The sequence below is a fragment of the Prevotella pallens genome (assembly GCF_900454935.1).
Lineage (GTDB): Bacteria > Bacteroidota > Bacteroidia > Bacteroidales > Bacteroidaceae > Prevotella > Prevotella pallens.
This window is the reverse complement of the sequence record NZ_UGTP01000005.1, coordinates 48,072-72,821: the sequence shown is the minus strand read 5'-3', so window position 1 is coordinate 72,821 and position 24,750 is coordinate 48,072. Positions and strand designations below refer to the sequence as shown.

Here is a 24,750-nt window from a genome sequence, read left to right as displayed (position 1 = left end):
ACTGAACTCTTGCTTTTTCACTCCTTTCTTAGCCTATTTCCTTTGATGCAACTCAATGAGTAAGCAGGCAATATATCTTGTATTTCAATCAGATACGCATTTTTCTCCTTTTCTTGCTTCCAACTCCCATACTTCCGCATAGAACGCCGCCAGCTCCGGCACCTTGATAAATGTTCTGAAGCGTTCCTTCTGTATGATGTCATTCGTAATGGAGAACTCGTAGTCGGTCGACTTCTTGGCAAAGACGGCTGCCCAAGCATCAAAACTGTTGATACCTTGCTTTTCCAAAGCCTGCGGGCGGAGATACTTAAAGAGTAGATATAGCTCTGTAAGACTGTTACTGATAGTTGTTCCCGAAAGGAAAGTGGCTCCCAAGTCCTTACCGGACCGCTCCTGTATGGTGCGAATGGCAAAGAGCATGTTTAAGGCACGCTGTGAGCCGTCCGGATTGCCCAAGCCCGAAACCCTGTCGTGACGTGTGTTGAACATCAGGTTCTTGAATTGGTGGCTCTCATCCACGAACAAATGGTCAATACCCATCATCTTGAAGTCTACAGCATCGTCCTTGCGTTCGGCAATGCTGTCCTGTATGTTCTGCAGCTTCGCTTCCAGCGTCTGCTTGCGCTTCTCCAGTCCTTTGAGCATACCACGGGAGATGTCTCTTCCTTGTTGCCGCAACACTTCGAGATTCTCTTCCACGGAGTCTAGTTCCTTTTGCATAATCGCTTCCTGTATCTCCAAGGCCTGCGGTATCATTCCGAACTGCTCGTGCGTGAGGATGATGCAGTCCCAATCATTGTTCTTGATGTCGTTGAAAATACGCTGGCGGTTCTGTTTATTAAAATCGTTCTTACCTGGATAGAGTACCTTAGCATTGGGATAAGCTTTCCTAAAGGTATCAGCAATGTCGAATACGTTTGCCTTCAGACCAATAATCATCGGCTTGTTTGCCAGTCCCAAGCGCTTCATCTCGTAGGCAGCCGTACACATGATGAGTGTCTTTCCCGCTCCCACCTCATGGTCGCAGATGCCGCCACCGTTGGTTTTGAGCATCCACACGGCATCCTTCTGGCTTTTGTAAAGGTCATAAATACCTAATCGTTTGAGGTCAAGGTCGGGAAACGTCTGGTGCGTACCGTCAAAGTTGGGTCGCACAAAACAGTTGAAAAGGCGGTTGTAACGGTCGGATAACTGCTGCTTGAACGTGTCAGGTGTCCGTCCGAGCCAATCGACAAAGCCCTGTCTGATTTCCTCAATCTTGGCATTTGCCATCTGGATGGCATGTCCGTCCCTTACTTTGATGGTCTTGGTCTCTCCCGTAACCTTGTCCGTCACCTCCTTGCTCTTGTTGATGTCGGGAATGGTATTGTGTAGGGCATGCTTTAAGAGATTGATACCGTCATAACGGCGGAACTCTCCCTGTACGGCATACTTGTGCCAGATATGGGCATTCTTTCGGTCACAGATAATGCTGTATTCGTCCATATTGGAATGGTAGGATACGCCAATATCCGTCCCGAAAAACTCCGATGCGAACCTGCCATAGACCTTTGAGGGTATCCAGCGTTCACCGAGGTTGAAGTCAAGGTCTGCAAATGGAATGGGTGTTGGCGTGGCTGCACGCAGGGCAGCAAGGCTCTGTTTTGCCTCTTCGTGGTCGGGATGGTCCAATAGCCACGACTCGATACGCTCCGCCTTTTCTATTATATTGCCCGAAATGAACTTGTCCGCTACCTCGTAAGCATTCTCTTTGGGGTTGAAGTATATACGACCTTCCAAGGAAGAAATAATATCGCTTTCCTCCATATTAGGTAAAAGCGAACTCATGTAGTCAAGTTCCACCGTGCCGTACTTGTTGAGCGATGCACCCAGTGCCTCCATCGGGTCTGTGGCAACGGTCAGTTCCGTGGTGGAAAATGCTGTAGGATGGTCAAAGATGTCCGCCTTGACGTACCTGCCGTTTTCGGAGCGTTCCAAGAACAGCATTTCCACGCCCGTGGCATCCATCTTGATGATGTCGGTGTTCGCTTTCTGGTTAAAGTAGCCCCAGCGTGCAACATAGTCATCATACAGGTGGTTGAGCCTGCTGCGGTCTTCCCTGTCCTCTGTCCGGTTCTCCGCCTCGTAGTCATAGAGACGATGATAGCACTCCCGTATCTCAATATAGGCTTTGAGACGTGAAAGCTGCGCATACGGCAAGTCCATCGGGTTAAAGGTTGGATGTCGCTTTAAGTCAGAAAGAAAGCCTATCTGTCCCTTCTGCACGACGATGGAGCCGTCTCTTAGGTGAGAGTCCGGCGAAGAGAGAAAAGGGCGCGGTGAAGCGTCAAACTCCTTTCTGACTTCCGCTATAGGTTTTGGCTTGCGCTCCTCGGCTTCGTTCATGAAGTCGAAAAGTGACGGCTCACGTGAAGAGGAAGAAGCCTTTTTCCTACTACTACGGGTACGGCGTTGAGGAATGATTGCTGCCTTTTGTACCTTGCTGTCCGATGATTTCTGGGGAGCAGTTTGAGTTATAGGACGGCGTACCTGTGAAGTTCCTGAATTATCCTTGATTTCATTGTTCACACGGGTAACTTCTCTTGCCCAAAGGCTGTATTCCTCTGGGGCAAACAATGACAGCTGCTCCGGTTGTCCGATGTCTTCCATGTTATTGTCCACCACTGGATGATGATCGTCGTCAAAGAATATTGTCTGCCCGTTCATTTCTCTCGGAGCTTCAATATCCGTACGGATTTCTTGTGGTTCCTGATCGTATTGATGGTGAAGTGTCAAGGCGGGTACGCCTTCAGGAGCAGGTTCAACAGTTGTGGAAGGCTGTTCTGATACTAATTGTTGTGGAGCGGACTCTGATGATGACGACTGTAATGGAATTGTCTCTCCGCTAGGAACGGTATCTTCCATTACCTGCGTATCGTTCTCAGAAGGAATGGCCACAGTCTCCTTAACCTTATTCTCTGTTTCTGTCTTTGTTATCACTTCTTCCTTGATTTCCTCTGCTATCACTTCTTCTATGGTATATTGTCCCCTGACGATTTCTTCCAACTCGGCTATCTCGTGCAATTTCTTAGGAGAGAAGTACAGGTCACGTTCAATGCCCAGTCCTCTTACTTTTACGCCTTCCATCTCATCGAGGGACATATTGCCAAGCTCCCAGCCGTAACCCATCGTGACAGCACCGAAACCAATGCGGCTCTTAGGGTCATATTCCAGAAGGTAGGCTGTGTATGCTCCCATAGGGAAGAAATAGCGTGCGTAGGCAACCTTATCGCCTATGAGTTCCTTTTCCGTGCTGTAAAGTTTTGGTAACTGTTTCCTGATACTGTCGGGCATTAGGTTATAGGCATCGTTTATGCCCTTGTCTTCAGTCTTTGTCTTCTCTGTTTCTTCTTCCCGACTTATGGTAATACCCAACTTGCGAAGCTGTTTCTCTGTTTCTGCCTCTCGCTCTACCTCTGTCATCGGTATACCAGTCTCATATAGTTTACGGTCGATACGTTGTCCCATTTCAAGGGAGAGCCGTGTTCGGAGACTTTCTGCCATTTCCTCAACCCCTCCCGTGAACCGATACTCCCATGCAGGTCTTCCATAAGGGTCTGTACCCATTATGCGCTCTGTGGCAATGGTGCGATGAGATATGTCTTTCCAATCTCCTACAAAAAGAGAGTTATGCTTGAAGACGACAGTAGAGCCTTCTTCCTTGGGAACGGAAACAGTTTCTACGAACTGCTGTTCAATTCCCTTGCTGATTTCTTTACTAGTCTGCTTCTGCAGGACGATGAGATCACTGCCTACGTCCGTACCTGCATTGTCTGAAAATAGACCTGATGTTAGTCGGAGAGCGGAGATAAGGCGGCTGTTCTGCATGAGGTAACGGCGTATGGCTTCATTGCGGGGACTGTCCAAAACACCCTGTGAAGTGATAAATGCCAATAAACCACCTTCCTTGATGCAGTCCAGACCTTTCACGAAGAAGTAATTGTGAATGGCACGTGTGGACTCGCGCTTTAGTGTATCCTTACCTCTACTGTACTCTCGGTCATAGACCATGAAATCGCCAAAAGGAATGTTACTTGTTACAAGGTCATACTTGTCCTTGTCTTCCAGCTCTCCAATAGCTTCAAAAGGCTCGTTTCTAACGAATATGTTACCTTTGCCATAGGGGTGCAGGGCTTGACTGATTCGTGCCGTGAGTAAGTCCTTCTCTATTGCGTCCACAATTCCAGCCTGCCTTGCAAAGGTTTCGGCAAAGGCACCCATGCCAGCCGAAGGATCCAAACATCGGCGTATGGGTACATTTACAGAAGTGAGAGCATCGGCAATGGCGGTAACGATACGGGTATCAGTATAGAAGGAGGTTAGCACGCTTGCCTTGATGCTCTCCCAATACCGCTTGGCGGTGTTGGCATCTACGGCTTCACGATAAATCATCTGCTTGAGCTGCTGGGTAGGTTCAAAGAGATTCTGCTCTGACTTGCTCCAATAGCGTATGTCATCGGGGTTGTCCGTGCGGTTGAGTACACATTTCAAGCCACCGAAGCCCTGATAGCCGCGCAATATGCCTTTCTCAGCTTCGGTGGCTTCACGGCGTTCTTTTTCCAGGCGCAAGACCACACGGATAGCCTCCGTGTTGGCTTGCAGGACTTCTTTCTTATTGTATGCCATAGTGTTTTCTTTTAATAAGGTAGAGGTAAAAAGGTCGGGAGGCAATACTTGTATCTCCCGACCTATATCTGTTCCTCGTTGTTTCTGCCAGGATTATCTCCCTCTTTGTTTTCCTTTTTTATTCTCAAATTCAAAGGAAGTAGTGTAGTCTTCACCCAGAACAAGTCGGGCGTTGAATTTCTTTCCAGCCTTGCTGGTCAGTCCTTTAAGGATAGGCGTACGTCTGGAGCTTATCAATTCACGGATATTATCTTCAGAGAGATGTATGCCACAGACTTCACGAAACACGTGGAATCCACAGGTTTCATGTCTGCACTTGGCTACCTTGGCATAGATGCCGACACTCTGCTGTCCGCATTTTGGGCAGCGGTAGACAGGATAGGACTTCTGCTCTGAAGAAAGTGAGAGGAGTTCCTCGCAAATAGTCCCCACGTATGAATTAATGCCCTGTGCAAACTTATCAGATGGCATCTTTCCTGCTTCAATAGCGGCAAGTGCAAGTTCCCAACTGCCTGTCATTTCCGCATTGGCAATCTTCTTATCCTTGACAATCTCATAGACAGCTAAGCCTTTCTCGGTAGGTATGATGGATTTCTTGTCCCTTCGGATATAATCACGGAGAATCAACGTTTCGATGATGTTGGCACGGGTGGCTGGTGTTCCAATACCACACTCTGCCATTACCTTGCGCTTATCGTCTTCCTTCACTTCCTTGCCTGCGTTTTCCATCGCAGAAAGCAGTGTCGCCTCTGTATAGAGAGGTTTAGGTTTGGTCTTATGCTCGGTGATCTCGGCAGAAACAAGTGACAAAACCTCTCCCTCCGTCAAATCAGGCAATGAAGGTAAAACTAGTTCATCGTCGTTTTCCGTTTCCTTTTTCTCTGCATCAGTAACCAGCTCTTTCTGCACGGCTTTCCATCCCAAGGAAATCTGCCTACACGCTTTCCAAGTAAAGATGTTGGTACCGTCAGTGAATCGCACTAGCATACGCTCTTCCTCTGAATCGGGAGAAAAGGCTTCTATGAAGCGATTAACTACCATTTGATAGATAGTTGTTTCATCTGTCGACAATCCTGATGGTGTTTCACCTGTCGGGATAATGGCGTGGTGGTCGGTAACTTTGGCATTGTCCACCGAGTGGCGGTTAAGTGGATTTGATAGTGTCTTGCCTATATTGCGCAGCAGGACGGGTACTTCCTCGAAGACATCCTCGCTGATGTATCGGCTGCCTGTTCGGGGGTAGGTTGTGATTTTCTTCTCATAGAGACTTTGGGCTATCGAGAGGGTCTTGTCTGCAGAAAAGCCTTGGCGTCTGTTAGCTTCCTTCTGCAAGGCAGTGAGGTCGTACAAGAGTGGTGGCGATGTATGCGTTACCTTTCTTGCGACCGATTCAACTTTAAGCTGGCTCTGACTGCGGAGCGTAGCGAGGGCAGTCTGTGCCAATGCTTCACTCTCATAGTCATTACAGCCAACGGTTTTCAGCGATAAGCCCTCTTTTTCTGTAAGAACGGATAATTTCCAATAGGGTACGGAAGAAAAATCACGGTTCTCTATGTACCGACGGCAGACCATAGCAAGTGTTGGGGTCTGTACCCGTCCCAAAGAATAGCCTCCCCTGCGGGCGATAGACAATGCACGGCTTGCATTGATACCCACGAGCCAGTCGGCTTCGCTTCTTGCCTTGGCGGAATAATAGAGATTGTCGTAATGGCTTCCTGGCTTGAGATTGGCAAGTCCCTCACGGATAGCTTTGTCCGTGAGGGAGGAAATCCACAAGCGGTCGTAAAGCTTGTGACAATTGAGATAGGAATAGATGTAGCGAAAGATGAGCTCACCTTCACGCCCTGCATCGGTGGCGACAATGATACGATCTGCCTTATCAAAGCAGGAACGTATCACCTTGAGCTGTTTGAGTGCAGCTGGGTCTGATACATACTCCTTATCCTTACGTACCTGTCGTACCACTAACTGAAAAGGATTGGGACGGATGGGTAAGTCTTCGGCTTTGTAGGCAGAAAAACCGTAGGCTTCAGGCATGGCAAGGGCGATGAGGTGTCCCATTGCCCATGTAACGAGGTAACTGTTGCCCTCCATATATCCGTCCTGCTTACTCTTTGCCCCAACGATACGGGCAATATCTCTGGCTACCGAGGGTTTCTCGGCAATAATACAAGTTGTCATAGTGATAAATGGTTTTAAGGTTACATTCTACGTCCACGGGACTTTTTCTGCTTGTTCTCGTCCTGCTTTTGCTTCTGCTCAGCAGTAGGCTGTGTCTGTCCCGTTTTCAGCGGTTCTTTCACGTTCTTGGTGGCTTCGTTGGTCTTGCCGTGGTTGTTCACGGCTACCTGCGTCTTGTGTTCCTCTGCTACGGCAACCACCTTTTCCTTACCGGTTTCCTGCTTCTTATCGGGGTTCCATCTGTAAAACCGTGGGCGGTTCTGTTCCTTGTCCATTCGAACATAAGCATTGAATTTGTTACCAGCCTTGTCCACCATGTTCTTCAAATAGAGCGTGTGGCCACTGTCGAGTGCTTCACGCTGTTTATCTGACAGCTCCAAGCCACAGAGCTTATGCGGAACGCCTTGCTGCTGTGTCTGCTGCTGCCGTTCCTTAAATCCACGGTTGTTGTCAAAGATAAATTCAATGCCTTTCTTCTCTGCATTGACTTGCAAGGTTGCATCGAAGGACTTGCCGCTCTTGGCGGTCATGCCTTCCACTTTCACGGCTTTGCCCTCCACTAGGTCTTTATACTGGGCATCAGAAAGTGTCAAGCCCTTGATTTCCTTGGGGATGTTCACTCGGTCGGCACGCAAAGCAATGATTTCATTGGTTTGTGGGTCAATGGAAATGTATGCAGAGAAAGGTTCTCCGTTCTTGGGAGTCACTTCGATGGTCTTACCCAGATTGCCCGTAGTGAGGAGTTGCTCCTTTTCTTCAGGAGAGAACTTGTAACCCATATAGGGAAAGTCAAGCTGTGGTTCTTTTCTCAAAGGATGAATTGCCAAACCGACATTGCCGTTATCGTCCGTACGGAGCGCAAGACGTGCTTCAGTGTAGATGATGGTGTCGCCGATAGGAACAGCAATCGTTACGAGGTTGGTCTTTTGCCAATTGAGCATCTTTTCCAATTCTCCACTCTGCTCCAATCGCTCACGGGTAAGTCCGAGATTATCGAGTTGCTTCCAATCCACCATTTCAGGGTCGATAGCGGTGGCATTTTTCTGCCGAGGCAGATAGTCCTCAAAGGGAATGTCCATCTCAGCCAGCTGCTGCTTGCTTTCGAGCTTCTCGCGGTTTTGCAGCATGGTACGCAGATTGTCCACGCCCTGCTCCACATTGTCTGCCAATACCTTGTACAACCCGAAATGAGTCGGGTTATTGAACTGTTTGAGGAAGTTGGTCATGAAGTTCTTCAGAAGTCCGTCCTTGTTGTTGAACTTCAAGAACGCTGCCTGATTGGCAGCTGTTGCTTCAGTGGTCTTGAGGTTACCCTTGTCGTCGATACCTGAAACTACGGAGAGTTTTCCTGCTTCCTTTTCGTTCTTTACTTCCGTGCGGTCTTCCAAGACCAGCACATAGTTGTCATTGCTGTTTGATTCCATAATTTGTTACTATTATATGTATAGAGTTTCGAACAACAAAATTATAGTGAAAAATCTTCCAAACGAGTCATGAAGGAAAAATCAGGACATACTAAGATAAAGACAGAAAATATAAAAACAAGGTGTCATCTTATAAGAATTTAAGCATTATCACTGCTGTCCACTTAAACTCAGTAATTGTTCTTTGAAATAGTTGAATTTAGCTAGTTGCAAAATTTTTCTGAATCAACGGATTTGAATTTGTACCTTTGCAGGGGATCATCAGATTCTGCATATGTATAAAGACAAATACGTTTTCGCTCAGTTAGTCTCATTTCTTGACAGAAACTGCTTCAATTATCTTGTACGTAAATACGGAGCTGATAAGTATGTGAAGTTCTTTAGTTGCTGGAATCAGTTGCTTACCCTCATATTTACGCTAGTTCGGGATAAGGGTTTGCTTAGAATAGTTCCAATTGTATTGGAGGGAGCATCCGGTGCTTTGAGCATCTCGGTGAGCACTCGTGCACTGGCAACAACACCCTCGAAGAGGACTTTGAAGAAGTGGAATTGTGTGGGGGGCTTGAACTACCGTATGAAGTTGGAGAGAAGGTTCTCCAAAGCATTGCTGTGCTTGTCGATCTTCAGGAAACTCTGTTCATGTTCGGCGGTGGGCGATACTGTCTTCAGTCCGCCTTTCTCATCTGTCCCTGAGAGGGCTTTGAGATTCTCGTACTTGGAGTCTTTCATCAAAAGGGCTTCTTGATCTTTGATTTTTTCGTCCATCTTACAATGTATTTAATGACACCAATAGCGGTGTATGGGCAAAGGTAAATCAAAGAAACTGTGCATGTTAGCAGTTGGAAATAACTGCGTACTTGTGGCGTTAATATGGATGAAAGTGGCAAAAAGAGAGGTATGGATCAAACTCCATACCTCCATATTTTTCATTGATTAGGTTATTGCATAGACAGCAATTTGCAGTACATTCCGTTTTTTGCTGCAAGTTCTGCATGCGTCCCATTCTCTACAAGTCGTCCTTTGTCCATCACAATAATCTGATTAGCATTACGGATGGTTTGCAAATGATGGGCAATGACCAAGACTGTGCGATTTCGGATAAGGGCAGACATTGCCTGTTGTATCTTATATTCATTGACAGGGTCAACATTGCTCGTTATCTCGTCCAAAAGAATGATGGGAGCGTCTTTCAAGAAAGCACGGGCGATTGAAAGCCTTTGTTTCTGCCCTCCGGAGAGTCCCAAACCGTTTTCTCCGATTTTTGTTTCATAACCTTCCGGCAGGCTGATGATAAAGTCGTGTATCATCGCTCTACGTGCTGCTTCTTCGATTTCTTCCTGCGTAGCATGTTGATTGCCCACTTTGATATTATTGGCAATGGTATCTGAAAAGAGAATAACATTTTGCATCACTACACTGATTTTACCGAGCAGATAATCATAGTCCATTTCTCGAATGTCTATACCACCGATACGGATACTGCCGGTCTGCGGTTCCCAGAAACGGAGTAACAGGCTGGTAATGGTTGTTTTACCAGAACCTGACGATCCGACAAGTGCCGTAACCGTTCCTTCGGGAACATGGAACGTGAGATTTTTCATCTCAAAACCTTCCTTCTCATAATGGAAATCCACTTTGTCAAAGGAAAGATTGAAATGGGTTGCTGTTTTCGGCTGTTCAGGATTGGTGATAACAGGAGCATTCAATAAATGGGAAATGCGTCCGTAACTATCTTTTACCTTGATGTAATTCAGCCAATGACTCTCCATATTGACAAAAGGTTTGTAGAATTCTTTTGAGACGATGATAAACATTAAATAAGCGAAAAGAGAAAGTTCCCCCTGCTGTGTCCACCAAAGACCGATTGTAGCCATCAGAGCGAAAGCCAATTCTATCAGGAAAGTGTATCTGCCCACACTCACAGCTGCCAAACGAGAAGTATTCTTACTGCTTTCTCCAAATTCACTGACAGAGTGGTCAAGTCTGTCACGGAACATTCCTTTTCCTCCAAACACTTTCAAAACCGGAATGCCCTTGACGTATTCTACAAAGAGGCTGACCATATCCGCCAGATTGTCCTGAGACTCTTCCTGTGCTTTCATTCCCGAGCGAATGCCCCGATACAGAGAAAACAGGGCAATAGGAAGAATGGCTACCATTGTCAATCCCATGCGCCAGTCCACACAAAATAGTCCAATACCGAGTATTAGAGCTACAATGAAGTCGGCGGACATCCGTGTCCATAGATGTCCTACTACCATTTCCATATTATCAACGTCTTTGTGAATGATTGTACTTATCTCTCCCAGACGCTCATTAGTATAGAAGCCGAGTGAGAACATTTTCAGTTTCAGTATGATTTTCTCGCGGATACGTTCCACAAGATCAAATCCGGCAAAATGCTTACTCATATCGGCAATGGCATTGGATATGGTTTTCAAGACCAGCAGACTACCGAGTACCCATGCTGCCGAAATGAAAGAGATGCTTTCTCCATGTATATGACGGTCGATGAGAAACAAGACTGTGAGCATTATCGCCGTGCCACAAAGGGCATAAACCACGAAAAACAGTGCGGAGATAATTAGATGCCGCACTCCGCGAGCGGTCAATTCATTCAGTATATTGCGTACCATTCTTATTGCTCCTCTTCTTTTAATTGCCATTTACTTACTTGTTCTTGCATTTCCGTCATATTGCGGTATAGAGAACAGTCTTTCATCAGTTCACGGTGTGTTCCCTTCGACACGACCTGCCCTTTGTCCATTACAACAATACGCTCCATATCCTGAATAGTATTGAGACGGTGAGCAATGGTAATGACAGTCTTGTTGCGCTGCAATTCATCAAGAGCTTCTTGGATTAGTTTCTCATTCTCTCCGTCCAATGCAGCAGTGGCTTCATCAAGAATAACTATTGGAGAGTCTTTGAGCAACATTCGAGCAATGGAAATACGCTGTTTTTCTCCGCCAGAGAATTTTATGCCGGCTTCGCCTGCCAGCGTATCATAACCATTCGGCAAGCCCATGATAAAATCATGAATACGAGCACGCTCTGCTGCCATTTCCACTTCCTTTTGTGTGGCGGTAGGTCTTCCAATACGGATATTGTCCCGAATAGTTGTGTTAAAGAGAAAAACCTCCTGCTGTACCATCGAAAAATAATCAGCGATATTACGTTCGGAGAATTCCATAATATTCTCTCCTCCTAGTCGGATAGTACCTGTTTGAGGTTGCCAGAACTCCATCATCAGACTTGCCAACGTGGTTTTTCCCGATCCGGATTCGCCGACGATAGCTGTATGACTTCCTTTCGGAAATTGAAGACATACATCTTTCAGCGCATTGTCTTCCTTGTTTGGATAGGAAAATGTAACATGCTCGAAACAAACATCCGTTTGTGTCGTATCCGTTTTCTTGTCAGCAGTTTCCTTTGTCTGTACCTCTGTAATGGACTGTACTTTTGCCAACGACTGAGCATAGATGATTCGGAAATGTTGGAATGTTGCCAACTTAGCAAAAGAGGACGAGAACAATCCACCCAATATCAGGGCAAGAATAAAACGGGCTACAGTTAATTCGCCCAAACTCATCATCCATAGTCCAATAAGGGTCATTACCACGATACCACCTTCCAAGAACATCGTTATCAATGTCATGGGAACGGTAACGCTAAACATGCTCCGCTTTACCCAACAGATGTAGTCGCGCATACCACCAAGTACCCGTTCCGTTCTGTTTTCCTCGTTACTGAAGGCTTTGATTACCGATATGGTAGCCACATATTCCAAAAGGTCTTCCGACATTTTTTGCGTACTTTCCATAAAGTGTTGAAAGCTCTTTCCCCAAAGTGTTTTGACAGCCATTTGCAGAAGAAATGCCACAGGTAAAAGAGAAATGAGCGACAGCCCCAAACGCCAGTCTAACACCATAATGATTACCCAGAGTAAGGCTGGAAAAAGCGTAGCCGAAAGGATTTCGGGTAATCCATGTGCTAAATAAATTTCAATTTGTTCCACATCGTGGTTAATAATATTCACCAAGTCGCCAACTTTCCGTTCTTGAAAGAAACCGAGCGGCAAGCGTTGCAGATGACTTATGATACGCAACCTCAATCGTGTAAGGGCATTGTAAGCCGACTGGTGTGCACGCCAAATCGAGGTTCCATAGAATACGCCTCTAAGCATTGCCAACAGTATCATTATTCCTCCAATACCCCAAACTATTATGGGAGAGAGTGTACTATTCATCAACTTGTCAACCGCCCACACTACAAGCAGTATAGGGAGTGTGCCTAAAATAAGGTGCAATATAACCACAACATTGGAGAGCAGGCTACGGCTCTCCCGTTCCTCATCAAGGGGTCTGACTTTTTGTTTATCCATATATGTGTCGTTTTGATTTTTTCTGTTGCAAAAGTACGGCAACAAACAGGGATAAAATAACCCCGATAAGCATTACACTGCCCCAAAACAACAATTTGCTCGCATATAAACACAACAGGGGTATAAGCGTGTATAATAGGGTTATTTATTTGCTCGGAAGGTAAGTACCTTTGCACAGAATCTCACAAACAAATATGATATGTCAATCAGCTCAATAGTCCATTTATACAAAAGAATGCTTATTGTCGGCTTTCTTTCGTTGTGGTCTTTTCCTATGTTTGCACAACTGCAACCAACAGAAATAAAAGTTATTGATTCAGAAAATGGGAACAGTATAGAATTTGCCGCCGTACAATGGAAAGGTTTGAATGCTCCAACGTACACGAATGGTACGACTACAAACAGGAAAGGTATTGCAAAATTAAATGCATCAAGTAATCAAAAACTTATGCTTATGGTAAGTTATGTCGGTTATCAGACCATTACCGATACGATTACTGCAAATGGGATGCGTTATACCATAAGACTACTCCCGGAATCAACAGAGCTGGCAGATGTAGTCGTAGTAGGAAAAACAAGAGCACAAATACTCAGAGAGTCACCTGAAGCAGTTTCTGTAATAAATGCAAAAGAACTTCAAGGCAGATCTATTTCGTTAGAAACCGTTTTGAATAAAACCATAGGTTTGAAAGTTGGGCAGACTGGCGGTTTGGGAAGCAGTTCGAGAATTATTGTTCATGGATTGGAAGGAAACCGCATTCAAATCTTATGGGACGGAATACCAATGAGTACTTCTGACGGGGCTTTTTCTCTTGATGAAATTCCGATAGACATTATAGAAAGAATAGAAGTCTATAAGAGTATCATACCCGCCCGTTTCGGATGTGATGGATTGGGGGGAGCCGTCAATATCGTTACTAAAGAGTTTAGTACGGATTATTTAGATGCCTCGTATGAATTCGGATCTTACCAAACACACAAAGGAAGTGTCTTCTCTCGCAAGAATTTTCCAAAGAGTGGCATTCTACTCGGTGCGGGAGGTTATTATACATCTGCAAAGAATGACTACTCTTTCAGAGTTCCCGAGAGAGAAAATCTGTTAGTAAGACGTGACCACGACCGTTTTCGTTCGTATATGTTGAAGGGAAAAATTGCTTTCACGAAACTTTGGCTCGATGAGATTAGTACCGAGTTCGGGTATTACAATCGTTTCAATGAAATCCAAGGTATCTTAAAAAACATACAACATGCCGAAAACAAATCAGGAATGTTTATGTTGGAAAACAAATTGATAAAAAGCGGAATGCTGAACGACCGCCTTAACTTTGAGTCCCATTTCTCCCTTTCACATACAACAAACAATTTTGTGGATACGGCACGAGTTAATCACGATTTCGAAGGAAACATATATCCGAGTCCGAATGGACAGGGAGAAACAGGGGATGTTCCTCACAACTCGAATGACAAAGGATTGGAAATCAATGAACGTATCAATTTTGATTACAAGTTGTCCGCCAATCACAGTTTGAATCTGAACACACTTATTAACTACGCCAGAAGACAACCGAGCGACAACATTGCAAGTCAGCATGCAGGTTTTGTTATCGGAGGATTTCCCAGTAAAAAGACCAGTTTCATTTCGGGGTTGACTTGGGAGTCAAAACTCTTTGATAAGAAACTGACGAATATGCTCTCCGCAAAGTATTTCCACCTCCATTCCGAGATAGAAGATTTGACTTCATACGAGATGATTGAGGCTCCGAAGAAAAAGAACAATACGACCTCACAAATAGGCTGGATAGAGGCTATAAAATACGAGCCCTTCAGAGGTTTTCACTTGAAAGCATCTTACCAGCGGGCAATACGCCTTCCCAATTCACAAGAACTATTCGGTGATGGTATCATCACCTTTCCTGCAGCCGGATTGAGACCAGAGAAAAGCCACAACTTCAATCTGGGGTTCTTAATAGACAAAAATGATGTCTTCGGCTTATCGCGATTGCAATTTGAAGTGAACAGCTTTTATATGCAGGTAAGCGATATGATAAAACTGATGAAACAACACATGGCAGCCGGATATGTAAACGCAGAAAAGGTACATATTAAAGGTATAGAAACCGAAATAAAATTGGACATATCGCCAACGGTCTATGCCTACGGAAATCTAACTTATCAGGATGTGCGTGATGTCTTGAACTATTTACCCGGTACCCAAGCCCCCAATCCGACAAAAGGATTGCGACTACCGAACATTCCCTATTTGTTCGCCAACTTCGGGGCGGAGTATCACAGCAACCGATTATTCAAGAATTGGTATGTCAAGGCTTTCTGGGACGGCAAATTTACTGAGGAGTTCTTCTACTTCTGGGAACTTACCGAATTACAGAAACGACGTATTCCCCGCAGTTTCGTCAATGACATAGGGCTATTGTTGACCTACAAAAGCAAATATTCCGTAGCCTTGGAATGCCATAATATAATGAACAAAGAAGTTTGGGACCAATTCCGCCAACCATTGGCAGGACGGACACTTCACCTCAAATTCAGATATGTCTTCTCAAAAGGAATTTTCTAATTTAATAAATATAAAAAGATGAATACAACAATTTTCAATCGTATAGCTTTTTCTGCTATGCTGGTCGGCTTCATAGGGCTGACATCTTGTAACAAAAATGATGAACCTACGCCTACTCCTCAAGAGGTGCAGCAACATTTCACCTTTGTGCATTATGTGGACAAAAGTGCTTATGTAGGGACATTCAGTGATTTGACTCCTCAAGCGACCGACAATAAGAAAGCATTTGAATTCGGGTTCGGTTGCTACCTCTTTGCTAAGGGTAATACAGTGCTTGTACCCGAAGGGAAATTCGGGGATAAGATACATAAGTTTACAAGAGGTGCCCATGGAGAACTGATAAAAGCAGGTACTATGACATTTGAACAGATGGCTCAACCCGGAGAAATTAACTTCGTTGATGAACAGCGGGCATACGTTGCTTTGCATGGACGTGGAAAAATTGCGTTAATCAATACTTCAACATTGCAAAAGGAAGATGAAATTGACCTCTCATCTTATGCGGTTCAAGACAACAATCCTGATCCCGGCTGTAATGTCATCCGTGATGGAAAGATGTATGTTGCCCTCAATCAGCTCAATTCGCCTCATACCTCCGTACCGGGTACTGGAGCAGAGGTAGCTATCATTGACCTCAAGACGAAAAAGACTGAAGTTATCAAAGATAACCGCACAAGTGTTGTAGGATTGTTCCGCCATTCTGACGCATTCATAGACGAGCGAGGTGACATCTACTTTTACAGTGCGGGCAACAACTTCAATGTTGCCGATAAGGAAGGTTTCCTGCGTATCCGCAAAGGAAGCGACAAATGGGATAGCGATTATCTGTTCAACCTATCGAAGACAACCATAAAAGGAATAGGCAAAACAGGGCAGTATATGATTAAGTCTTTCTATGCAGGTAATGGTATTGTGTATAGTTGCGTGAAAGTAACGGATACAGAATTTGGAATACTCAAGAAAGACTTCCAACCTGTGAAAATCGACATTTGGAACAAAACCATCGAAAAACTTGATTTGCCAATGACCGACAGCAATGGCTCTTTTGCTATAACTCGCTACAAGGACTTCATCGTCTTTGGAATGATATGTAACAATGGTACGGGGTATTACACCTACAATACCAAGACAGGCGAATGCTCGCAAAAACCAATTGTTACTGCCATAGGAGTTCCTTCAAGTTTAGTCGCATTTGAGTAAACTCTCATTAAAAACATTTCTCATGGAGCTATTGATTCTTTTTTGAGAGTAATACGGATAAAAACTTGCGATAAATCAAGTTTTTATCCGTATTTGTTTGTAACTTTGCAAAAAGACATGATAAAATGACCATAGAATTTTGTGCAATCAATAAGCCTGAAGATTGGATGGAGATGGTTGCCGAACAATTTGGCACATCAGTAATAAACGATGGATTTACCATTCCTTCTTCTATTGGTAGTGGATTCTTCAAACAATATTATCCTCTGCCATGGCTAACATTGACTTATATCAGTTTCGTAGCATACGAGCCGATAACTATGATACGTCGCTCGGTGGAAAACTCGAAATGGATTCCTGTCATGTTCTATATCAATGAGCATAAACACGAGCAGATAATTGGGACAAGTACAAAAACGGTCGGAGTGGACACGCTCGATGGCATTTTCATGCCTTCAAGTAGCATCCCGACTGAGTGGAGTTTTCCTCCAAAGAAACGATACGAAAATATTACACTGACTTTCAATAAGGATTGGATTGAAAAGATTGATGCAGCACATGAAACCTATATCGGTCGGCTTCTCCAATCGGACAAGGCTTTTTATTTGTTTGAGACCATTACACCTGCAATGCAACAGGTCTTGGATAACATTAAGTCTATAACTGAAATCGACAATCCTTTTTCAACGCTTCATTTGCATGGAAAAACTATGGAATTACTGACAATGTTCCTTGAAAAGCTCGAAAAACGTTCGGAAGTAAAATCTCTTGCCAACCTAAACTTGAATGATGTTGAATCAATATTCCGTGTTCGTCGCCAGATTCTTCAAAGTCTCAGTAATGTACCGAGTATTCCCGAATTGGCGCGTGAAGCCAATATGAGCAGTTCCAAATTACAAAAGTGCTTCAAGCAGGTTATTGGAAAAGCCATCGCAGAATATGCCCTATCCGAAAAGATGGAATGGGCAAAACGACTGCTTTCCACTCGCCTCTACTCGGTGTCAGAAGTAGGCTATAAAGTTGGATATACTAACCTCAGTCATTTCACAGAGGCTTTCTGCAAATATCACAGGATGAAACCTAAGCAATATCTTGATTCATTATAAGTTTTACACAAATATTACTTGCATTTTGAGGGTTATTTTGCCCTAAACAATCTTTCGAACTTAGCCTGCAAAAACATCAGGCAATGAAAATAACGACATTTAAGTTTCATTTTTTTTGCCAGAGTAACAATTTTATCATTGTCTTCTGGTATTTCTGTTTATTATTTAGTCGAACTCTTGTATGCTCTCGACACCTGCAATTGTATCAGTAATGGAGAAATTGGTATGGAGGAATTGGCACACACACTCTCTGAAATCTTCGGAGTGGAGATAAAGAACTGCTACAACGTATATATGAATATAAAGCATCGCAAAGATGACAGTCGCACTTATTTTTTTGACGAACTCCGTGAAAAAATCAATAAGCGGATGGTGGGGAGCGACCTGAAAGGCGGCAAGTTCAAGAAGTAGTAAATCAAAAGGGAGATATTCCGACTCTGGAATATCTCCCTTCATTCATTCTTTGATAAGCACTTCCAACTTTTTGGCTATATCCTCTGAGGTTGGAAGCACTTGTTTCCGTATTTAATGCATTATGAGAAAATAGGCTATAATATTAATATACTCAATTTTGAACGAAATCGTTGTGAGATTTACAGAGATCATACCTTTGATTCTTATTGGGAATAATCAAATCCATAATTAATGATGTATAGATGAAAGGATTACATTTTGATTAAATGAGCAAGCTTCGGATCATTCTTAATACGCATAATCTCTAAATCAACTAACGAGAGAATTTCTTCCTTGATTTTGCGATAGTTAGCTTCGATGGTCTCTTTGAGATTATCGGAGCCATCTTTATTTGTAAAGTCTACTATCACAGGTATGGGCTGATAGGCTTTCATCTCAGCAGAAACCTTTGCACTATCAACTACTATCTCTGCATGGAAAATCTTTTGGTCGATGCGTTCGTCGAAATTATCGGAAACAGCACCCACAAACATTCCTTGTGTGAGGTTAGAAATCTTGCTAGCAGGGATTAGACTATCCATCTGTGTGGAGATAGAGGTGGACTTGTCATTGCGGTTGATGGTCATGGATTGGCGTTGCTGGAGCACCTTTCCAAACCGCTCAGAAAGTGTCTTGGCTGTTTCTCCTACCACTTGTCCAGAGAATACGTTACCTACAGTGTTCTGTATTACCTTGCTCTCCTTGTCTCCATAATCACGGGTAAGTTGTGAGAAGTCCTGAAAGCCCAAACATACGGCAACTTTATTGCTTCGTGCAGTAGCTATGAGGTTGTCAAGCCCACGAAAGTAGATTGTCGGCAACTCGTCGATAATCACTGAGGATTTGAGTTGCTTCTTCTTGTTGATGAGCTTCACAATACGACTGTTATACAAACCAAGTGCAGCCGAATAAATATTCTGTCGATCAGGATTGTTACCCACAACAAGGACTTTCGGCTCATTAGGGTTGTTGATGTCAAGTGAGAAATCATCGCCTGTCATCACCCAATAAAGAGCAGGTGAAATCATGCGTGATAGCGGTATCTTGGCACTGGCAATCTGTCCCTGTAACTGGTCCTGAGCTCCACCCTCCCATGCGTCCATAAAAGGAGAAAGGTAGTTGGCAAGTTCATCGTAGGAAGTGAGTATAGGAAATATCTGTGCGTAGGGACGGTTGAGAAATTCGACGGCATGAGGGAAGGTGCAATACTTTCCGTTCTCATAGATTTTCAGAAACCATATAATAGCTGCCAATAGGATAATCGGCGACTCCACAAAGAAATCTCCCTGCTTCTGTATCCACGAGCGGTTCAAGTTGAGCATGATGGTGTAGGCACTTTCGTAAGCGTCCGATATATCCGTCATAAAGGCAGGATTGATGGGATTGCACCGATGCGATTTCCTCGGATCGTCAAAGTTGATTACATAGAACTGTGGCTTCATCTTGTAGGCATCCAAGTGATTAAGTAGGTGATTGTAAGCAATCTCTGAAAGGTCGGGAAATTTATAGTCGTAGATATACATGGCAAAGCCTTTCTCTATCTGCTGCTTGATGTAGTTGTTCACGATAGCGTAGGACTTACCAGAACCCGGTGTACCGAGCACCATTGAGGCACGAAATGGATTGACTACGTTTATCCAACCATTGTTCCACTTCTTCTTATAGTAGAAGCGTGTAGGAAGATTGACAGAGTATTCATTTTCCATCAACCGCGTTTCCTGCATAAAACTCTCGTTCTCCGTATTAAACACATCGTCCATCAGGTTGTTCTTAAGCAAGCGGCTCATCCATACACCTCCCATCAGCAGACAGATATAGCCAACGGACAGCGTAAATATATAGAGGGAAGCTACCCCGATCTTGCCGATGGGCAATACCAACAGCCACCAGTTGAGAAAGAAGAATACAAAGCCAGAGAAAAGCACCGTCCAAATCTTCGGCCACGTGATTTTCTCTTCCTTCACGCCCTTTGTTCCCAAACATGAGAGAGCAAGAAAAACCACGCAAAAGAGTTTTGTCCAGAGGATAGACGAAAATAATCCCGTCGTTCGCTGGAAATTTATCAGAATCTTATCCACAATACCGAGCGTAAAGCCCCATGTATGGAACGCTTCGTAGCAGAACCAATAACAGTTGATAAGGAGAAATATCACTGATATACCCCGCATAAAGTCCATGACCTTACCCAATGCTCTTAAATCATCTTCTTGTGCCATAATTATATTGTTTTTATATTTGTTGTATTATCGTTATTTGAATTGCATTTGAATGTTATTCAAACATAGTTTAAAATACCTTACCTATCTTTTCCTCCGCCTGAGATTGACTTTGTTTTGCCTGCGGAGTTTACGCTGCCACGCCGCCTCCTTCCAATCATCGTTGCCCGTAGACAGGAAAGAACCATCTGCCATATCCTCGATAAGTTCATCGACAAGGTTGTCGCTTTCCTCCGTATTTAGCTGCGAAGGGTGAACGGTTGCAGATTGATCCAAACGGGCAGACAGATTGCCATACAGCGTTTCATCTAAGAATGGATTACGTGTTGGATTGGAGAAATAGCCATTGAATACGTTAGCGGTATATCCCTTACCCAATCGGGAGCCATTGAGTGCAACACCCTGCTCATCGTCAATAAAGGTAATGCCATAGATACGACCGCTTTCGTTCTTTCGGATTACCACACGCAAGCCTTGTTCCTCCAATCTTTGCCGAAGTTCTTTCTCCGTATTGGGAGAGGTACGCATAGTTTGTAACACTTTGTTCCTGACGGTTGGTATCAGTGGTTTGACGTTTTGTTTCGACTTCTGCATCCTGTTCTGTACGGCAGTATAGCCCACACCACGACCGATGTCTGAGGCGTGGATGGGGGTGCCTGCCTTGTTGCCCTTTTCATCAGTTGGAACATAAACCAGTCCGTCATACTTCTTTCCCCGAAACTCTGTCTTCACTTCTTCTACTGCAAGATGGTATCGGGAAAGAATGGCATTCAGCTCTCCTAATGAGCAGAACTTATAATGTTTCAGCACCATGCGAAGGGTACTTGCCACTTGCTCCTTGATATTTCCTTTTGTGGTATCAATTTTGGGCGTTTCTTTCATCGCCTTGTCAGTAACTTTTGAACTTGGAATGAGACCAAATTTCCTCTCCAAGGCATCGGTAATCTGCTTGCTCCTTCGCTTTTCAAATCTGTCGTTAATCTTCTGCCCACGACTGTCCACCCGAAGCGATACGATGTGGATATGCTCACGGGCGATGTCGTTGTGCTTGAACACAATATAGGGCTGCATGCCATAGCCGAGTGCCTCCATATACTCCTTGGCTATCTGTGTGAGCCTTTCATCGGATAGTTTCTCGTCTGGGTGCGGATTGAGCGAACAGTGGAACACCGTTTTCTTGGTACGACAGTTCTTCGGTATCAATGCCTCCATATCAGCAAGCACGTCCTCCATCGTATAACGTCCTTCCTTGCTCTGATACAATTCAGCGGCAAGGAGAATGCTTGCTTCCCCTTTCTCCACCTTTTTGAAGTTGTAGCCGATAGCCCCTCCAAGGTTTTCCGTTGCAGAAATCTTCGCTATCATTTTTTGCGGTAATCTATGGTAAGACTGATAGCCTGCTCCTGCAAGGCGATGATTTGAGCCGACAAATTTTCTAATTTTTCAAGCATAATCTGTGCGGTTTTTACGCTGTGATAGCTGTTGATGGCACGCACGGCTTGGTTATACAGCACGCCAATTTTATGGATTTGTGCTGTCAGTTCTGAGAGCTTTCGGTAATATTCCACGGCAGATTTGTCCACCGTGATGACCTTAAAACTCTCCCCAAGAATACGACCACGCACGAAATCCGACTTGGTTTCCGCACCTGAACGCTGAAACAAATCAATCGCCCGTTGCTGGTCTTTGGGGTTAGGCAACCGTACATGCCAGTTGTCCCAACGTGGCTTTTCTGCAGTTTTTCGTTCTGAACCGTGTTCTGTGTCCTTATTCATGTCCATTCTGTTTTTTAATTACGACTTTGGAGTAATTTATCTCCCCTTCGGGGCAAGGGTCTTTGTGGTACAAACGGCGGTTTGTGTTACAAAGACACACCTTGCCAATATTAAGAGTTGATACGATTGAAGTATCCACCCTTTTGGGGTGTCTGCTTCGGGACGTTACCTCCATGTATTATTCTCGCCTGCAAAGTTACGGCAGATTTTCAAATATCTCATTATCAGAGATATTCACTCTTTTTCCTCGTATTTCCCTGCACTTCATCGCTGTAATAAAATCAGCAGAAATATCATTTATTTTGCAATCAGAACGAGCGAACAATGGTATGATAACACAAGCAAAAGATATATCATATTATCGCCTGCTTGCACCAAAGATGACAAGAAGGAACAATACATATTCATAACAATTTATTGTCATGACAAACTATTGTCAATACAACAAATTGTAAGAACTTGAAATCGTCCTTTTGGACTATCGCCCGAACCATACACAGTCAGAGCAAACTGTCTGCTGATGACTCTTAATAATGAGAGAATATCCAAACATCAAATAGACAAATAATATGAACTAAGAAATTATCATTATGGAGAACAAAGAACAACGCCCCCTTTTTCTGGGCTTCTCTTCCCAAAAGGGAGGAGTGGGAAAAAGTACTCTTGCCGAAATCGTAAGTAGCATATTGTACTACGAGCAAGGCATCAACCTCTTCGTGATGGACTGCGACCTGTCGCAAGACTCTTTCTACAAACTGAGGGAACGTGAGAAAAGTATCGTTCAGGAGAGCGAAGAGCTTTCCAAATCCATGCAGGAGTACTTTCATCACCTCGGCAAAAAAGCATACAGAATTTACAAGTCTGCACCCAAGGAAGCCGTCAGGACTGCACGAAGTAAAATCGACGGTATCAGCAACGAGAAGTACCAGTTGGTTATATTTGATTTCCCGGGACATGCCGGAACAACCGAACTGATGGAACTGTCCCTTCAGATGGACTATATCCTTTCTCCGATTGAAGCCGATATTCAGTCGCTGGTTTCATGTCTGGCATACGCCAAGACTATCACGGAGATTGGAGTTTCGATGTCCGACTCCCGGATTAAGGACATTATCCTGTTCTGGAACAAGGTGGACAGAAGAGTAAGGAACATCATCATCGATGAATATACAAAGCTCATCCATGAATACGAACTCACGCTCCTGCCCGGCTATGTATATGCCACGCACCGCTTCTCTCACGAACTTTCCACATACGGACTGCGCGGAGTGTTCCGCTCTACCTATCAGCCCCCTGCAAGGGGATTACGAACGGGTACGGGGCTGGACGAACTCGTCAATGAGATAATTCAACGTCTCAAACTAAAAACGAAAACAGAAAATGGCAACGATTGAGGAAAGAAAGCAACAGCTGGAAAACAAGCTGAAGAAAATGGCAGAGGACAATGTCGTGGTAAAACCTGTCACGATACCAAACTCCTTCGACCCTTCCGAGGATACTGAGTCCTCCCCCGCAACATCAGGGGAGGAAGACAATAATTTAGAAGAGACGAAAGAAACGAAAACAGCAAAAGAAAAACCGGTAGATGAAATAGAAAGAGAGGAAACGGGGAACACGGAACAGAAACGGGAAAGCAAGCCGAGAATGGAAAAGCCCGGCGTGTCCTCCCTTTCCATAGAGGACTACCGTTCCCTGTACTTTCATCCCGTCCGCTCCCAAATGCGGACAGCCTTCTCCATTAATCTGGAAACGCTACAGAACCTGCGCAACGTGTTGCAGGACTTGGGGGAGCATGTTTCCATAGCCGCATATATAGACAATATTCTTAGGGAACACCTGCGTGAACATTTGGAATTGCTCAACAGTGCGGCAGCAAAACAAAGACGCAAGACAACAATAACACTATGATGGAAACAATACTTTTCAGTTTTATACTGATACTCATCATCATTTGGATAATGCTGGGTATCCTGTACTTCTATATGCGGTATGTTTCTCCGTATGGCATCCTTATCAAGAAAAATAAAAAGGGCAATGAGCAGACTAAGGAGAATGAAGCGACGAAGGAAAAAGACGGACAAAAAGGAGAAGGAAAAGAAAATCAAACCGAGTTTGTACTGATTGGCAAAAGCCGTTCCATTTCCCCTATTATCCCACAAGTTCCCTCTGCTTCTTCATCTGAAAATTCAGAGCAGAATAGTAATAATTTTGCACCTCAGAACTCCGAAAAGAAAGAGGATATGAAGGAAGAGGACAACGAGATGGACGTTGATTTCGAGATGGAGCGAGTTGATGAGGATGAGGTCGCCCGTGAGGAATTAATTCTGCCCATTGAGCCCACATCGGACGAAACCGAGATGTCAGGGCAGTCCGTCCTCGCACGTGACTTAGTCCGCCTGCAAAAATGGGCAAAGAACTGTGAGGAGGCTGATGAGAAAGAAGTCAAAGAGACCATTCGGCAGCTTCAAGACTCAGATCTATTGGATAAGTACAAGGAGAACATCGCCAAGATGCAGGGTGAGCAAACTTCGCTATTGGAGAAAATCCGTAAAGCGGAAGAACAAAGCGAGCAACAAGCAATGTTGTTTTCTCAAAACTCAATACCGGCAGATTCAAGCGCTTCTGACACTTCATCCGATAATGACGACGACAAGCCTCTTTCATATTATCTGTAAACAATCAACGATGGAAGCGGGAAAAGAAAACGGCTCATTAACAGCTACAAGGTTTCCACATGAAAATGTGCCTCTCTTTCCCCTTCTTTTTAAGAA

At 44.3% G+C, this 24,750-nt stretch carries 14 protein-coding genes and 3 pseudogenes; 8 read left to right on the top strand and 9 right to left on the bottom strand.

Annotation, left to right across the window (positions count from 1 at the left end; translation table 11 throughout):
* Positions 1-84: 84 nt before the first annotated feature.
* The 3 genes from DX009_RS12450 to DX009_RS12440 form a co-directional block, all read right to left on the bottom strand.
* Positions 85-4,665 (bottom strand): DUF2958 domain-containing protein, encoded by a 4,581-nt coding sequence (locus DX009_RS12450; RefSeq protein ID WP_115084320.1) that lies wholly within the window; start codon positions 4,663-4,665, stop codon positions 85-87.
* Positions 4,666-4,758: 93 nt separating this feature from the next.
* Positions 4,759-6,846, bottom strand: coding sequence for a type IA DNA topoisomerase (locus DX009_RS12445; protein ID WP_115084319.1), 2,088 nt, complete (start codon positions 6,844-6,846; stop codon positions 4,759-4,761).
* Positions 6,847-6,866: 20 nt separating this feature from the next.
* The gene (locus DX009_RS12440; RefSeq protein ID WP_115084318.1) at positions 6,867-8,270 is read right to left on the bottom strand and encodes a DUF4099 domain-containing protein; all 1,404 of its coding nucleotides are present in this window, start codon (positions 8,268-8,270) and stop codon (positions 6,867-6,869) included.
* Positions 8,271-8,544: 274 nt separating this feature from the next.
* Here DX009_RS12440 and DX009_RS13845 point away from each other — a divergent pair.
* Positions 8,545-8,679, top strand: a pseudogene (locus tag DX009_RS13845) (DUF4372 domain-containing protein); the annotation flags it as partial.
* Between the two features lie 50 nt (positions 8,680-8,729).
* Here DX009_RS13845 and DX009_RS13795 read toward each other — a convergent pair.
* From DX009_RS13795 to DX009_RS12420, 3 genes and pseudogenes are all read right to left on the bottom strand, one after another.
* Positions 8,730-9,035, bottom strand: a pseudogene (locus DX009_RS13795) (hypothetical protein); the annotation flags it as partial.
* Positions 9,036-9,208: 173 nt separating this feature from the next.
* Positions 9,209-10,906, bottom strand: a complete 1,698-nt coding sequence (locus DX009_RS12425) for an ABC transporter ATP-binding protein (protein WP_115084399.1) — start codon at positions 10,904-10,906, stop codon at positions 9,209-9,211.
* Positions 10,907-10,908: 2 nt separating this feature from the next.
* Entirely contained in the window at positions 10,909-12,654 is a 1,746-nt protein-coding gene (locus DX009_RS12420; RefSeq protein WP_115084317.1) for an ABC transporter ATP-binding protein, read from the bottom strand.
* 199 nt (positions 12,655-12,853) lie between these two features.
* On the opposite strand from DX009_RS12420, the gene DX009_RS12415 reads away from it, so the two are divergent.
* The 4 genes and pseudogenes from DX009_RS12415 to DX009_RS12400 all read left to right on the top strand — a co-directional run.
* Positions 12,854-15,229 (top strand): TonB-dependent receptor, encoded by a 2,376-nt coding sequence (locus tag DX009_RS12415; protein ID WP_115084316.1) that lies wholly within the window; start codon positions 12,854-12,856, stop codon positions 15,227-15,229.
* A gap of 18 nt (positions 15,230-15,247) precedes the next feature.
* Positions 15,248-16,429, top strand: a complete 1,182-nt coding sequence (locus DX009_RS12410; protein ID WP_021826135.1) for a hypothetical protein — start codon at positions 15,248-15,250, stop codon at positions 16,427-16,429.
* A gap of 125 nt (positions 16,430-16,554) precedes the next feature.
* The gene (locus DX009_RS12405) at positions 16,555-17,535 is read left to right on the top strand and encodes a helix-turn-helix domain-containing protein (protein ID WP_115084315.1); all 981 of its coding nucleotides are present in this window, start codon (positions 16,555-16,557) and stop codon (positions 17,533-17,535) included.
* 165 nt (positions 17,536-17,700) lie between these two features.
* Positions 17,701-17,946 (top strand): annotated as a pseudogene (locus DX009_RS12400) (RteC domain-containing protein); the annotation flags it as partial.
* Between the two features lie 254 nt (positions 17,947-18,200).
* Here the strand turns inward: DX009_RS12400 and mobC are convergent.
* The 3 genes from mobC to DX009_RS12385 form a co-directional block, all read right to left on the bottom strand.
* Positions 18,201-20,204: a conjugal transfer protein MobC gene (mobC, locus tag DX009_RS12395; RefSeq protein WP_115084313.1), complete on the bottom strand. Its 2,004-nt coding sequence runs from the start codon at positions 20,202-20,204 to the stop codon at positions 18,201-18,203.
* Positions 20,205-20,288: 84 nt separating this feature from the next.
* The gene (gene mobB, locus DX009_RS12390; RefSeq protein WP_115084312.1) at positions 20,289-21,569 is read right to left on the bottom strand and encodes a conjugal transfer protein MobB; all 1,281 of its coding nucleotides are present in this window, start codon (positions 21,567-21,569) and stop codon (positions 20,289-20,291) included.
* On the bottom strand, positions 21,566-21,979 hold the full coding sequence (locus tag DX009_RS12385; protein ID WP_115084311.1) for a plasmid mobilization protein: 414 nt from the start codon (positions 21,977-21,979) through the stop codon (positions 21,566-21,568). Before DX009_RS12385 ends, mobB begins: the two co-directional genes overlap by 4 nt.
* A 590-nt stretch (positions 21,980-22,569) precedes the next feature.
* On the opposite strand from DX009_RS12385, the gene DX009_RS12380 reads away from it, so the two are divergent.
* Genes DX009_RS12380 through DX009_RS12370 form a run of 3 tightly spaced genes read left to right on the top strand, consistent with a single transcriptional unit; the run spans position 22,570 to position 24,654 of the window.
* Positions 22,570-23,373, top strand: coding sequence for a division plane positioning ATPase MipZ (locus tag DX009_RS12380; RefSeq protein WP_065367933.1), 804 nt, complete (start codon positions 22,570-22,572; stop codon positions 23,371-23,373).
* Positions 23,360-23,887, top strand: coding sequence for a DUF3408 domain-containing protein (locus tag DX009_RS12375; RefSeq protein ID WP_115084310.1), 528 nt, complete (start codon positions 23,360-23,362; stop codon positions 23,885-23,887). Before DX009_RS12380 ends, DX009_RS12375 begins: the two co-directional genes overlap by 14 nt.
* The gene (locus DX009_RS12370) at positions 23,884-24,654 is read left to right on the top strand and encodes a hypothetical protein (RefSeq protein ID WP_115084309.1); all 771 of its coding nucleotides are present in this window, start codon (positions 23,884-23,886) and stop codon (positions 24,652-24,654) included. Before DX009_RS12375 ends, DX009_RS12370 begins: the two co-directional genes overlap by 4 nt.
* Positions 24,655-24,750: the final 96 nt, after the last annotated feature.

Excerpts from the sequence above, each read along its gene's own strand:
- DX009_RS12450 (WP_115084320.1), bottom strand. The coding sequence starts at position 4,665 with ATGGCATACAATAAGAAAGAAGTCCTGCAAGCCAACACGGAGGCTATC.
- DX009_RS12445 (WP_115084319.1), bottom strand. The coding sequence starts at position 6,846 with ATGACAACTTGTATTATTGCCGAGAAACCCTCGGTAGCCAGAGATATT.
- DX009_RS12440 (WP_115084318.1), bottom strand. The coding sequence starts at position 8,270 with ATGGAATCAAACAGCAATGACAACTATGTGCTGGTCTTGGAAGACCGC.
- DX009_RS12425 (WP_115084399.1), bottom strand. The coding sequence starts at position 10,906 with ATGGTACGCAATATACTGAATGAATTGACCGCTCGCGGAGTGCGGCAT.
- DX009_RS12420 (WP_115084317.1), bottom strand. The coding sequence starts at position 12,654 with ATGGATAAACAAAAAGTCAGACCCCTTGATGAGGAACGGGAGAGCCGT.
- DX009_RS12415 (WP_115084316.1), top strand. The coding sequence starts at position 12,854 with ATGTCAATCAGCTCAATAGTCCATTTATACAAAAGAATGCTTATTGTC.
- DX009_RS12410 (WP_021826135.1), top strand. The coding sequence starts at position 15,248 with ATGAATACAACAATTTTCAATCGTATAGCTTTTTCTGCTATGCTGGTC.
- DX009_RS12405 (WP_115084315.1), top strand. The coding sequence starts at position 16,555 with ATGACCATAGAATTTTGTGCAATCAATAAGCCTGAAGATTGGATGGAG.
- mobC (WP_115084313.1), bottom strand. The coding sequence starts at position 20,204 with ATGGCACAAGAAGATGATTTAAGAGCATTGGGTAAGGTCATGGACTTT.
- mobB (WP_115084312.1), bottom strand. The coding sequence starts at position 21,569 with ATGATAGCGAAGATTTCTGCAACGGAAAACCTTGGAGGGGCTATCGGC.
- DX009_RS12385 (WP_115084311.1), bottom strand. The coding sequence starts at position 21,979 with ATGAATAAGGACACAGAACACGGTTCAGAACGAAAAACTGCAGAAAAG.
- DX009_RS12380 (WP_065367933.1), top strand. The coding sequence starts at position 22,570 with ATGGAGAACAAAGAACAACGCCCCCTTTTTCTGGGCTTCTCTTCCCAA.
- DX009_RS12375 (WP_115084310.1), top strand. The coding sequence starts at position 23,360 with ATGGCAACGATTGAGGAAAGAAAGCAACAGCTGGAAAACAAGCTGAAG.
- DX009_RS12370 (WP_115084309.1), top strand. The coding sequence starts at position 23,884 with ATGATGGAAACAATACTTTTCAGTTTTATACTGATACTCATCATCATT.